At 70.0% G+C, this 11,938-nt stretch carries 12 protein-coding genes; 6 read left to right on the top strand and 6 right to left on the bottom strand.

Features of this window, described 5'->3' with window-relative positions:
- The 4 genes from NS220_RS04140 to NS220_RS04125 are packed head-to-tail and all read right to left on the bottom strand — an operon-like array spanning window position 1 to window position 3,964.
- Complete coding sequence (locus tag NS220_RS04140; RefSeq protein WP_058622832.1) at window positions 1–804, bottom strand: ABC transporter ATP-binding protein; 804 nt, start codon at window positions 802–804, stop codon at window positions 1–3.
- Window positions 801–1,850 carry a FecCD family ABC transporter permease gene (locus tag NS220_RS04135; RefSeq protein ID WP_058622831.1) on the bottom strand — a complete coding sequence of 350 codons (1,050 nt, stop codon included), beginning with the start codon at window positions 1,848–1,850 and terminating at the stop codon, window positions 801–803. The genes NS220_RS04140 and NS220_RS04135 overlap by 4 nt, the downstream gene beginning before the upstream one ends.
- On the bottom strand, window positions 1,847–2,902 hold the full coding sequence (locus tag NS220_RS04130) for a FecCD family ABC transporter permease (protein WP_081322972.1): 1,056 nt from the start codon (window positions 2,900–2,902) through the stop codon (window positions 1,847–1,849). Before NS220_RS04130 ends, NS220_RS04135 begins: the two co-directional genes overlap by 4 nt.
- A gap of 6 nt (window positions 2,903–2,908) precedes the next feature.
- The gene (locus tag NS220_RS04125; protein WP_058622830.1) at window positions 2,909–3,964 is read right to left on the bottom strand and encodes an ABC transporter substrate-binding protein; all 1,056 of its coding nucleotides are present in this window, start codon (window positions 3,962–3,964) and stop codon (window positions 2,909–2,911) included.
- A gap of 83 nt (window positions 3,965–4,047) precedes the next feature.
- Between NS220_RS04125 and NS220_RS04120 the strand changes: the two genes are divergently transcribed.
- From NS220_RS04120 to ddaH, 3 genes are all read left to right on the top strand, one after another.
- A complete protein-coding gene (locus NS220_RS04120) occupies window positions 4,048–4,878 on the top strand; it encodes a helix-turn-helix transcriptional regulator (protein WP_058622829.1) in 831 nt (276 codons plus the stop codon).
- A 214-nt stretch (window positions 4,879–5,092) separates the two neighbouring features.
- Window positions 5,093–6,388 (top strand): citrate synthase, encoded by a 1,296-nt coding sequence (locus NS220_RS04115; RefSeq protein WP_081322971.1) that lies wholly within the window; start codon window positions 5,093–5,095, stop codon window positions 6,386–6,388.
- Window positions 6,389–6,757: 369 nt separating this feature from the next.
- Entirely contained in the window at window positions 6,758–7,519 is a 762-nt protein-coding gene (gene ddaH, locus NS220_RS04110) for a dimethylargininase (RefSeq protein WP_058622828.1), read from the top strand.
- Between the two features lie 85 nt (window positions 7,520–7,604).
- Here the strand turns inward: ddaH and dapD are convergent, their stop codons facing one another.
- On the bottom strand, window positions 7,605–8,516 hold the full coding sequence (dapD, locus tag NS220_RS04105; protein WP_058622827.1) for a 2,3,4,5-tetrahydropyridine-2,6-dicarboxylate N-succinyltransferase: 912 nt from the start codon (window positions 8,514–8,516) through the stop codon (window positions 7,605–7,607).
- 44 nt (window positions 8,517–8,560) lie between these two features.
- Here dapD and dapE point away from each other — a divergent pair, with 44 nt between their 5' ends.
- The 3 genes from dapE (at window position 8,561) to NS220_RS19145 (ending at window position 11,124) form a co-directional block, all read left to right on the top strand.
- Complete coding sequence (gene dapE / locus NS220_RS04100; protein WP_058622826.1) at window positions 8,561–9,637, top strand: succinyl-diaminopimelate desuccinylase; 1,077 nt, start codon at window positions 8,561–8,563, stop codon at window positions 9,635–9,637.
- The gene (locus NS220_RS04095; protein ID WP_058622825.1) at window positions 9,619–10,857 is read left to right on the top strand and encodes a hypothetical protein; all 1,239 of its coding nucleotides are present in this window, start codon (window positions 9,619–9,621) and stop codon (window positions 10,855–10,857) included. The genes dapE and NS220_RS04095 overlap by 19 nt, the downstream gene beginning before the upstream one ends.
- Window positions 10,858–10,950: 93 nt before the next feature.
- On the top strand, window positions 10,951–11,124 hold the full coding sequence (locus tag NS220_RS19145) for a DUF3117 domain-containing protein (protein ID WP_013586186.1): 174 nt from the start codon (window positions 10,951–10,953) through the stop codon (window positions 11,122–11,124).
- A 115-nt stretch (window positions 11,125–11,239) separates the two neighbouring features.
- Here NS220_RS19145 and NS220_RS04090 read toward each other — a convergent pair whose 3' ends face one another.
- Window positions 11,240–11,878: an O-methyltransferase gene (locus tag NS220_RS04090; RefSeq protein ID WP_058622824.1), complete on the bottom strand. Its 639-nt coding sequence runs from the start codon at window positions 11,876–11,878 to the stop codon at window positions 11,240–11,242.
- Window positions 11,879–11,938 lie beyond the last annotated feature (60 nt).

Raw genomic sequence — 11,938 nt, 5'->3', positions numbered from 1 at the left:
TCATCCGTGGGCCACCCGCGCGCGCCCGAGCGCCGACACCGCGGGTGTCCCCGACACGGGGTCCGGGGTGACCACACAGCGCAGACCGAAGACCTCTTCGACCATCTCGGCCGTGACGATGTCGGCGGGTGCGCCCTCGGTGACGATGCGCCCGTCCTTCACCGCGATGAGGTGGCTCCCGTAGCGCGCGGCCTGATTCAGGTCGTGCAGCACGGCCACGAGGGTCCGGCCCTGCGCGTTGAGGTCGGTGAGCAGCTCCATGAGCTCGATCTGGTGCGCGATGTCGAGGAACGTCGTCGGCTCGTCCAGCAGGAGGATCGGCGTCTCCTGCGCGAGCGACATCGCGATCCAGACGCGCTGGCGCTGACCGCCCGAGAGCTCGGAGACGAGGCGGCCGGACAGATCGGTCGTGCCCGTGGCATCCATCGCCGCCGTCACCGCCGCTTCGTCCTGAGGGGACCACTGTCGGAGAAAGCCCTGATGCGGGTATCGCCCCCGCGCGACCAGGTCGACCACGGTGATGCCGTCGGGAGCGAGCGAGGTCTGGGGGAGGAGGCCCACCGCGCGCGCCAGCTCCTTGGGCGGGTAGTCGCTGAGCGACCGCTCGTCGAGGCGCACCGTTCCGGCGATCGGGGTCAACAGACGTGCGAGGGCACGCAACAGGGTGGATTTGCCGCTGGCGTTCGCCCCGACGATCACGGTGAAGGACCCGTCGGGGATGGCCACCGACAGTCCCTCCGAGATGACGCGGCGGTCGTAGCCGATGGTGAGATCCGTGGCGGCGAGGCGGGCGGGAGCGGTCATGCGCGTCTCCGTGATTCGTGGATGAGGAGCCAGACGAGGTACATCCCGCCGACGACGACCGTGACGAGTCCGACGGGAAGGGGAGTGGGCAGCACGTGCTGGGCGACGATGTCCGAGGCCGTCAGGACGAGGGCCCCGACGAGCCCCGAGGGTGCGAGCGCGATCCCCGCGGTGCGGGTGAGCCGGCGCGCGATCTGGGGAGCGGCGAGTGCGACGAACGCGATCGGACCCGCGGCCGCGGTGACGACGGCCGTGAGGGCGACCGCACCCACGATGAGGCCGAGACGCACCCTTTCGACCCGGATGCCGAGTGCACGCGCCGCGTCGTCGCCGAGCTCGAGGCGCGACAGCGCACCCGAGAAGGCTCCGAGCGCGCCGAGAGCGATCACGACGACTCCCGCAGCCGGCAGGAGCTGCGCCCACCCGACGGGAGAGAGCGAACCCGCCCCCCAGACCGCGGCGACCATCGCGACCTCGACCTTCGCCCGCAGAAGCAGGTAGGTGCTGAGCGCCTGGAGCATCGCCGACACCCCGATGCCCACCACGATGAGACGGAACCCCTGGATGCCGCGCCGATAGGCGAGCACGTAGACGAGGGCCGCGGAGACGAGGCCTCCGACGATCGCACCGGCGGAGACGGGGACGCTCCCTGCGGCGGCTCCGAGGAGGAGGATCGCGCCCAGGCCACCCGCGTAGGAGCCCGCTGAGAGTCCGATGATGTCGGGGCTGGCCAGCGGATTGCGCGTGAGCGACTGGAACACGGCACCGGAGACGCCGAGGGCGACACCGAAGACCACGGCCCCCAGGACACGCGGCAGACGCCACTCGCGCACCACCGTGGCGGTGAAGCCGGCGTCGGTGCCGAGGAGAGCCCCCACCACCTGGGCGGGGGTGAGGGGGAGGTCGCCCAGGCAGAGGGCCACGATCGCCACGGCCGTGACGACGCTGCCGAGGAGCACGCCGGTGACGAGCGTGCGGACGCGGAAACGCAGAGACAGAGATCTCCGGCGGACGACTGCCGTGCGCGGACCGGCGGTGAGGGTCACAGGCTGCTCGCTCTCGTGCGACGGACCAGGGCGATCAGGACGGGCGCGCCGACGAACGCCGTGACGATGCCCACGGGTACCTCGCTCGGCCACAGCACCACGCGACCGATGACGTCGGACAGCAGCAACACGATGGGAGCGATCACCATCGTGTACGGCAGGATCCACCGTTGGTCGGGACCGACGATCCATCGAGCGATGTGCGGAGCCATGAGGCCGACGAAGGCGACAGGGCCCGCGATCGCGGTCGCCGAACCGGCCAGCACGGTGATCGCGACGATCGAGAGCACGCGCGTGCGGACGAGCCGGCTCCCGAGGGCGATGGCGAGCTCGTCCCCGAGGCCGAGCGCATTCAGGGATCGCGCGCACGCGAGCGCGACGACCACGCCCGCGCCGACGAAGGGAAGGACGGGCAGGATGACGTCCCACCCGCGCTCGACGAACGAGCCGGCCGTCCACCCGCGCAGGCGGGCGAAGGTCACCGGGTTCAGCAGCATCATCGCGTTCGTGACCCCGAGCAGGACCGCCCCGAGGGCGACGCCGGCCAGGGTGAGGCGCGCCGGATCGGGGCCCCCGCGTCCCGAACCACCGATCGCGGTCACCATCACGGTGACGAGCAGGGCGCCGCCGAAGGCCCACGGCAGGAACTGGACGGCCGACACGGCGCCCAGCACGACACCGATCGCGACGAACAGGGCCGCCCCGGCATCCACTCCGAGAATGCCCGGGTCCCCGAGAGGGTTACGGGTGAACGCCTGGATGAGGGCACCCGCGAGGCCGAGCGCCACCCCGACGACGACCGCCGCGACCGTGCGGGGAACGCGAAGGTCCAGCACGACCTGGTCGGTGAGCGTTCCCGAGGGCGCGGTGAGGGCGTGCCACACCTCCGCGGGGCTCAGCGCGTTCGAGCCGACGGCGACGCTGAGCGTCGCGGCCACCGCGAGAGCGACGACGGCTCCGACGAGTCCGACGGCTCGCCGACGCCGAGCGGGGGTGGAGGGGCGGTCGCGCCGCGCACCGGGGCGCGACGCGACCGCGAGAGAAGAGATCACCGTGCGTCAGCCCTCGACGCTCTGCGGAGACGTCCCGGCGACAGCCTTCTCGAGGCGCGGTACGAGGTTCTCGATGACGTACTTCTGGCTGAGCGGAGTGAGGAAGTAGATCGCCCCGGCGAGTTCGGCGTCGGTGTAGACCGCGTGACCGTTCGCCACGGCCGACAGGGAACGGGTCGTCCCGAAATCGAGCAGGGCGGGCAGCGACTCGGCGCTCTCGGTGGCGAAGACGATGACGTCCGCGTCGATGAGCGACATGTTCTCACCGGAGATGAGCGCCTGCGCGCCCTTCTGCTGGACGTACTTGTCCAGTCCGGGGGTGATGACGAAGCCGAGATCGGTGAGGAAGTCAGTGTTCAAGCCGTCCGGGTAGACGTAGATGCTGCCCTCCCAGGGGCCGCCCTGCGAGAACGTCGCGGTCTTACCGGCGAACTCGGGATGCGCCGCGGCTGCGGCCGCGTATTGCTCCTCGACGCCGGTGATGAGCTTCTCGCCCTCGGCGCTGCGACCCATGGCCCGCGCGATCTGGCGGGTCTGTCCCTTCCAATCGGAGAAGTAGCGCTCCGTTCCAGGGACGCTCGCGATCGTCGGGGCGATCGCGCTGAGCTTCGTGTAGTCGTCGGCGCTCATGTTGGCGTTCGTGCCGACGATGAGGTCGGGCTCGAGCGAGGCGATCTTCTCGAACTCGAACCCGTCGGTGGCCGAGAGGACGGTGGGTTCCGCGCCGTTCAGGAGGGCGGTGGCCCACGGCCAGACGGCGTACGGCTGCTCGCCGTACCACTCGGTCGTCGCGACCGGGGGCGTCCCGAGCTCGAGAAGGATGTCCTGCTCGGTGAGGCCGACGACGACGACGCGCTGCGGTTCGGCTTCGACGGTGGTCTCGCCGAACTCGTGGGTCACGGTGACCGGGAACGTATCGCTCGGCTCGGTGGAATAGGTCGTGTTCTCGGCCACGGCCGTGGCGGTGCCGCCGCAGCCCGAGAGGAGAGCGGCGGTGACGGCGAGGGCGGTGCCGAGCGCGGCGAGGCGCGCGGGGCGGAAACGGTGCGGGAATGCGGGCATGGGGACTTCCGGTTCGACGAGTTCGGGCGCCGCTAGGTTAGCCTTGCCTTACCTTGCTCGCCATCGTCCTGAGGAGACATCCCATGCTGATCGAGGACACGATCATGTCGCGTGGCGAACACCTGGACCGCGTGAATGCCGCGGACTCGGGGCCGAGTGTTCGCCGATGGACATTCGCCGAGTTCGCGGTCACCTCGATATCCGTGGACGGCGGCAGCGGCTTCGACCGGCATCGGCACGAGGAGGATCAACTCGCGTGGATGGCATCCGGATCCATGGAGCTGTCGGTCGGGAGCGACCGCTGGCACCTCCGCCGCGACCATGCGGCGTGGATTCCGACCGGGGTGCTGCACGAGATGCGCTTCGCCGAGCCCGGCGAACTCGTCAGCGCCTACGTCGATCAGCGGCACCGACCGGCACCGACGGGCTGGAATCGGGCGCGCGTGCTCACGCTCGATCCGCTGGGCGGGGCGCTCCTGCGGTATCTCGCCGCCGAGGGACGGCCCGAGACGCGACGGCAGGAATGCTTTGGCCTTCTCAGCGATCTGGTCGCCGAAGCGCCCGTCTCGCGGGAGGTCGTCGCCCTGCCGCAGGATCCGCGCGCCCGTGCGATCGCCGTCGCGCTTCTGGCGGCACCCGACGACGATCGCGACCTCGACGCGTGGGCGGCCCAGGAGGGAGTGAGCGCCAAGACCATCGCCCGCGCCTTCGTCTCCGACACCGGGCGCACCTTCCGCGAGTGGAGAGTGCGGGCGCGCCTGCACGTCGCGGTCGGGTTGCTCGTTCAGGGCGCGCCCGTGCACGAGGTCGCGCTCGTGGTCGGGTACGACTCGGTGAGCAGCTTCATCTCGGCGTTCCGCTCCAGGTTCGGCGTGACGCCCGCCGCGTACGCCGCACATCAACGGCGACCATGAGGAGGATCCCTCCATTCGATGGGGGCATCCTTTGGCGGTGTCATCTGTACGCGCCCCGGCCTACTAGGCTGTAAAAGCACTATGTTCGGGCAACCCTCCGAGCGTGTGCCGACGCAGAGGCCGCACTCGTGGCATCCCTCGGTCGAGAAAGGCTGCGGGTGCCTCCGCCCCCGTGGTCGAAGAATTGGGCGACCAGAAATCGCAAGGAGGCGCGGTGAGCGACGCGGGAACGCAGAACGACAAGGCCACCCTTTCGGTGGGGGGCACCACCGCCGAATTCCCGGTCCTCCGGGGAACCGACGGCATCCCGAGTATCGACATCGCGTCGCTGACGAAGCAGACGGGTCACACGACGCTCGACTACGGCTTCGTGAACACGGCGTCGACGAAGTCCGCCATCACCTACATCGACGGTGACCAGGGCATCCTGCGGTACCGCGGGTACCCGATCGAGCAGCTGGCGAAGAACAGCACCTATCTCGAGGTGGCGTGGCTGCTCATCTACGGCGAGCTGCCCTCGGCGTCCGAGCTGGCATCGTTCGACGAGCGGATTCGCCGTCACACCCTGCTGCACGAGGATCTCAAGCGCTTCTTCTCGTCGCTGCCCCCGACCGCCCACCCCATGTCGGTGCTGTCGGCGGCGACCGCAGCTCTCTCGACCTACTACGAGTCCGAATCGGACCCGCACAACCCCGAGCACGTCGAGCTCAACACGGTGCGCATGCTCGCGAAGCTCCCCGTGATCGCGGCGTACGCGCACAAGAAGAGCATCGGCCAGGCATTCCTGTACCCCGACAACTCGCTCGGTTTCGTCGACAACTTCCTCAAGCTGAACTTCGGTGTGCTGAGCGAGATCTACGAGGTCAACCCGGTGATGACGAAGGCTCTCGACCTTCTGCTCATGCTCCACGCCGACCACGAGCAGAACGCGTCGACGTCGACGGTGCGTCTCGTCGGCTCGACCGGGGCCAACCAGTTCGCGTCGATCTCCGCCGGCATCCAGGCTCTCTCCGGCCCGCTGCACGGTGGTGCCAACGAAGCCGTGCTGCAGATGCTCGGCCGCATCCGCGACTCCGGCGAGAGCGTCGAGCGCTTCGTCGAGCGGGTGAAGAACAAAGAAGAGGGCGTCAAGCTCATGGGCTTCGGCCACCGGGTCTACAAGAACTACGATCCGCGCGCCAAGCTCGTCAAGGGTGCCGCCGACGAGGTGCTCGAGGCGCTCGGCGTCAGCGACCCGCTGCTCGACCTCGCGAAGGAGCTCGAACAGATCGCGCTCGAGGACGACTACTTCAAGGAGCGTCGCCTCTACCCGAACGTCGACTTCTACACCGGCGTCATCTACAAGGCGATGGGCTTCCCCACGCGCATGTTCACGGTGCTGTTCGCGATCGGTCGCCTGCCCGGCTGGCTCGCCCAGTGGCGCGAGGCCATCACCGACCCGCAGACCAAGATCGGTCGCCCTCAGCAGCTCTACACCGGCGCTGCCGAGCGCAACTACCCCGGCGTCTGACCGCCACGCGGAACGCCCCGTCCCTCTCGCGAGGGGCGGGGCGTTCCCCTTTACGCCGGGATGTGCGGCGAACGATGCCCGCGGCGGTGCACGGACCCCGCGATGAACGCCCTCCGTGTCGAGACACGCGGTGCCGCGGCGTGTATCGGCAGGAACGGCGTTTATCGGGCCGGAGAGGGATGCCGCGGTCTCGACGCACAGGAGGGGGTGGCCGCCTCAGCTCGTGGTGAGACCGCCCACGACCCGGGCGATGCGCGCGCGGCGCTCCGCCCGCGCGGCGAGAGCGCCGCTCCTGTCCACCGGGACGAACCGGGTGCGCGTCCCGGGTGCGAGGCCGCCGCCGCTGAGCGGAGCCAGTAGGGTCGGGACATGTCGCGTCTTCTCGTCCGCCGTCCCTCCCCGCTGCTTGCCGAGGGAGAGCTCACCCACCTCGATCGCGTCCCCGTGGACGCGGACCTCGCCCTCCGCCAGTGGCGGGAGTATGTCGACGCCTTCCGCTCCCGCGGGTGGGAGATCATCGAGATCGACCCGGCCGACGGCCAGCCCGACGGCGTCTTCGTCGAGGACGCCGTGGTGATGTTCGGCGACCTCGCGGTGCTCTGCCGGGCGGGCGCCGCTTCGCGCCGGGGCGAGGCGGACAGCGTGCGCGCCGCGGTGTCGGCATCCGGAATCGAGCTCGCCGAGATCGTCGAGCCCGGGACGCTCGACGGCGGTGATGTCCTCAAGGTCGGGCGCACCGTGTACGTTGGCGCCTCATCGCGCACGAATGCCGCGGGCATCGCGCAGCTGCGCGAGATGCTCGAGGCCCGCGGGTGGGACGTGCGCGAGATCCCAGTGACGAAGGTGCTCCACCTCAAGTCGGGCGTGACGGCGCTTCCCGATGGCACCGTGATCGGCTTCGGACCGCTCGTGGACGATCCCGCCCTCTTCCCGAAGTTCGAGGGGGTCCCGGAAGAGCATGGCACCGCCGTGGTCGTCCTCGATGAGAGCACCGTTCTGATGTCGTCCGACGCGCCCGAGACGGCCGCCGCCCACCGCTCCCGCGGCTTCGACGTCGTGACCGTCGACGTCAGCGAATTCGAGAAGCTCGAGGGCTGCGTCACCTGTCTGTCGGTGCGCGTCCGCGACTGACGCTCCCGGCGCGAGAAACGCCCTCCGCGTCGAAACACGCGGTGAGGGCGCGAGTCTCGACAGGGACGGCGCTTATCGAGAGGTCTCAGGCGTGCAGGGCCTCGTTCAGCGTCACGCCCACGCCGGCGCGTGCCGACGCCTCGACGGCACCGGTGAGGGAGTTGCGGCGGAACAGGATGCCGTCGCGCCCCGACAGCTCGCCGGCCTTCACCGTCTCGTCGCCGACCTTCACCTTCGTGCCGGCCGTCACATAGAGGCCCGCCTCGACCACGCAGTCGTCGCCGAGCGAGATGCCGACGCCGGCGTTCGCCCCGAGCAGCGTGCGCGCCCCGATCGAGACGCGGTGCGTCCCGCCGCCCGACAACGTCCCCATGATCGAGGCTCCGCCGCCGATGTCGGTGCCGTCGCCGATCACGACGCCCTGCGAGACGCGGCCCTCGATCATCGAGGAGCCGAGCGTGCCCGCGTTGAAGTTGACGAAGCCCTCGTGCATCACGGTCGTGCCGGGGGAGAGGTGCGCGCCCAGGCGCACGCGCGAGGCGTCGGCGATGCGCACCCCCGCGGGCAGGACGTAGTCGGTGAGGCGCGGGAACTTGTCGAGTCCCTGGAGCTGGATGCCGTGTCGCTTCAGCTGCGGGAGCAGGCGCGCGGCGTCGTCGGGGAGCATCGGGCCGGCGTTCGTCCAGGCGACGTTGGGCAGGTGCCCGAAGATCCCGTCGAGGTTGATCTCGTTGGGACGCACGAGCAGGTGCGAGAGCGCGTGCAGGCGCAGGTAGGCGTCGGCGGTGGACGCGGGGGCCGCGTCGACGTCGATCGTCAGTGCCACCGTCTCGACGCGGACGTTGCGGCGCTCGTCGGGGACCGCCTGGGCCGTCAGATCCGCGGAGATCGCGGCGTCGTCGCCCCGCACGGGGTGCGGGAACCAGGCGTCCAGCACCGTGCCTCCCTCGGCGATCGTCGAGAGTCCGGCACCGCTGATTCGTCGTTCGTTACTCACTGCTCCAGGCTACCGGCGGTGGCCCGATCGATAGGATCGTGGGCATGTCCCCGCTCGATCTCTCGTCCTCTTCTCTCGACCTCACGCGCGCCATCTGCGACATCCCGAGCGTCTCCGGAGACGAGACGACGCTCGCGGACGCCATCGCCCTCGCCCTGACCGACCACGACCACCTCGAGGTCATCCGTGACGGCGACACGATCGTGGCGCGGACGAACCTCGGTCGGCAGCGCCGGGTCGTCATCGCAGGGCACATCGACACCGTCCCCATCAACCGCAACCTGCCGGTCGAAGACCGCGAGATCGAGGGGGAGGCGTTCCTCTGGGGCCGCGGGACGGTCGACATGAAGGCCGGCGTCGCGGTGCAGCTCAAGCTCGCCGCCGAGCTGGTCGCCCCCGCGGTCGACATCACCTGGATGTGGTATGACCACGAAGAAGTCGACTCCTCCCTCAACGGCCTCGGTCGCCTGGCGCGGAACCGACCCGATCTCTTCGTCGGCGACTTCGCGATCCTGGGCGAGCCGAGCAACGGCGAGGTCGAGGGCGGGTGCAACGGCACGCTGCGTGCGATCGTGCGCACCGACGGCGTCCGTGCGCACAGCGCCCGCTCCTGGATCGGCGAGAACGCGATCCACAAGGCGGCTCCGATCCTGGCGCGTCTCGCGGAGTACCGCGCTCGCGAGATCGAGGTCGACGGACTGCTCTACCGTGAAGGCCTGAACGCGGTGAAGATCGTCGGTGGCGTCGCGGGCAACGTGATTCCGGATGCCTGCGAGGTCGAGGTCAACTACCGCTTCGCGCCGAGCCGAGACGCCGCGGGCGCCGAACGTGTCGTCCGCGACGTCTTCACCGGCTTCGACGTCGAGATCGTCGACATCGCCGAAGGCGCGCGACCGGGTCTCGACGCGCCGCTGGCTCAGGAGTTCGTGGCCGCGGTCGGTGCGACCCCGAAACCGAAGTACGGGTGGACGGATGTCGCTCGGTTCTCGGCCCTCGGCATCCCGGCCGTCAACTACGGCCCCGGCGACCCGCATCTCGCCCACCACGACGAGGAGCGGGTCCCGGTGGCGCAGATCGATGCCGTCGAGCGTGGACTGCGCGCGTGGCTGAGCGGTTCGTGACCGCCGAGGCTGCGGCATCCGGAACCCTCCGGGGGTGGGCGCGTCTGCCCGTGGCGGCGCGCATCGCCCTCATTTACGTCGCGGCGCGCGTCGTCACGACGATCTTCTTCCTCCTCGCGTCGGGGCTCTCCGGACCGACGTCGAGGTTCGGTGTGGCACCCGCGCTCGGTCAGTTCGCCCTTGGCTGGGACGCGCAGTGGTACTGGCTCGCGGCGGTGTCGGGCTACCCGTCGGTTCTTCCCGTGAACGCGACGGGGGCCGTGGCGGAGAATGCCTGGGCGTTCCTCCCGGTCTATCCGTACCTGTCGGCGGGTCTCGGCAGCTTCCTGGGCTCGTGGGGTGCGGGCGGCGTGACGATCGCCCTCGTGTCCGGATACGGCGCGAGCCTTGCGCTCCACGCGCTGCTGCGTGATCGCCTGGGAGATTCCGCGGCTACCTGGGCGGTCGTCTTCTTCGCGGCGGGGCCGCTGGCGGCGATGTTCCAGGTGGGGTATGCGGAGTCTCTCTTCTTGCTGCTGCTCTTCATCGCTCTCCGGTGCGTCCAGAGGCGACGGTGGGGATGGCTGTACGTCCTCATCCCGGCGATGGGGTTCACCCGCCCCGGAATCCTGGCCTTCGCCCTCTTCCTCGGCCTTTACGGCATCCATCGATTCTTCCGACGTCACGGTGACCCCCTCTCGCGTCGTGAGGTCGTCCACATCGTCGTGCTCGGGATGGTCAGCGTCGTCGTCGGGTTCGCCTGGCAGGCGGTCGCGGGTCTGACGACGGGCGACTCGGGGGCGTACCTCGCGACGGAGCTGGCCTGGCGCCGCAACTGGATCGCCGACGCGAGCGGTCACTTCGTTCCTCTCGAGGGCTTCGTGCAGGCCGCGGCCTTCTGGTTCACGCAGTGGGGGCTCGGCCCGTGGACGGGGTACGTCGCGCTCGTGCTCCTCGTCGTCGGGATCGCCCTCGCGCTCCTCCTCCTTCGCCCGGTCCGGCGTCTCGGCATCGAGATCCGGCTGTGGTCGGCGAGCTATCTGATCTACCTGCTGCTCGTGTTCTTCCCGCAGTCGAGCATCTTCCGGTTGCTTCTGCCCGTGTCACCGCTGTGGGGCGCGCTCGCCGTGCCGCGCTCGACGGGCTGGCGCCTCGGCGTTCTGGCCCTCGCGCTGCTGGGGCAGTGGTGGTGGATCTACAACATGTACGCACTCGGGAACACGTACTGGCAGATTCCCTGAACGGATGCCGATCGGGCGCGCGTGGCGTGCGACGACGCGCCGCGCGCGCTACCGGTAAACTGTCAGGAGACCAACGACGAAAAGGGGGCCGCGATGGCAGCCATGAAGCCGCGAACCGGTGACGGACCGATGGAGGCCGTGAAGGAGGGCCGGCTGATCATCGTGCGCGTGCCGCTCGAGGGGGGCGGGCGACTCGTCGTCTCGGTGAACGATGCCGAGGCGAAGGAACTTCACGACGTGCTCGGTGGTGTCGTCAACGCATCTTGATGCATCCTCACAGAAGAAGGCCGGTCCCCTCGGGGCCGGCCTTCTTCTGTCGGGGTGAACCTTCTGTCGGGGTGAACGCCGGGGCGTCGATGGTGAACCGCGGGGCGAGGCCCCCTCAGGGCGTCCGTGCCACCGTGGTCAGCTGCAGGAGGCCTTCGCCTGTGGTCGAGAGGGCACCGAAGACCGCGGGTGAAGCCTGGACCTCCTGGATCAGGGAGCGGTAGGCCGTCGTGACGGCGTCGCGGCGTACCGGGTCGGCGACCGCCCCGCCGGCGAGCACGCGCGGAATGAGGACGGTTCCGCCCGCGCGGACGAGGCGCAAGCCGTGCTCGACGTACTCGATGACGCCGTCGGGGTCGGCGTCGATGAAGACGATGTCGTACGACGCCTCGTTCATACGGGGGAGGACCTCGGAGGCACGGCCCGTGATGAATCGGGCGCGGGCCGCGGGAATCCGCGCATCGGCGAACGCAGCACGGGCCGCACCGAGGTGCTCCGGCTCGCTGTCGATCGTGGTGAGTGTCGCGCGGGGTGAACCGTGCAGCAACCACAGACCGGACACCCCACCGCCGGTGCCGACCTCGACGACGTTCAGCGCCCGCGTCGCCGCAGCCAGAAGCGCGGTCTGCGCACCGACCGCGGGGCTGATCGGGGCTGCACCCAGCTCGAGCGCGTGCGCTCGAGCCCGGGCGATGTGCTCCGGCTCCACCGTCGACTCCTGCACGAACCGTTCGTTCGCCTCATAACCGCTCACCTGGACCTCCGTGCCCAGGCTAGAGGGCGGGGTCGTGCCGGAGGCCGAGGCGCGGCGGGT

The sequence above is a fragment of the Microbacterium testaceum genome (assembly GCF_001476655.1).
Taxonomy (GTDB): domain Bacteria; phylum Actinomycetota; class Actinomycetes; order Actinomycetales; family Microbacteriaceae; genus Microbacterium; species Microbacterium testaceum_C.
Note: the sequence above shows the minus strand (reverse complement) of the source record. Positions and strands in the feature narration are given on the sequence as shown.

Excerpts from the sequence above, each read along its gene's own strand:
- NS220_RS04140 (WP_058622832.1), bottom strand. The coding sequence starts at position 804 with ATGACCGCTCCCGCCCGCCTCGCCGCCACGGATCTCACCATCGGCTAC.
- NS220_RS04125 (WP_058622830.1), bottom strand. The coding sequence starts at position 3,964 with ATGCCCGCATTCCCGCACCGTTTCCGCCCCGCGCGCCTCGCCGCGCTC.
- NS220_RS04120 (WP_058622829.1), top strand. The coding sequence starts at position 4,048 with ATGCTGATCGAGGACACGATCATGTCGCGTGGCGAACACCTGGACCGC.
- ddaH (WP_058622828.1), top strand. The coding sequence starts at position 6,758 with ATGTCGCGTCTTCTCGTCCGCCGTCCCTCCCCGCTGCTTGCCGAGGGA.
- dapE (WP_058622826.1), top strand. The coding sequence starts at position 8,561 with ATGTCCCCGCTCGATCTCTCGTCCTCTTCTCTCGACCTCACGCGCGCC.
- NS220_RS19145 (WP_013586186.1), top strand. The coding sequence starts at position 10,951 with ATGGCAGCCATGAAGCCGCGAACCGGTGACGGACCGATGGAGGCCGTG.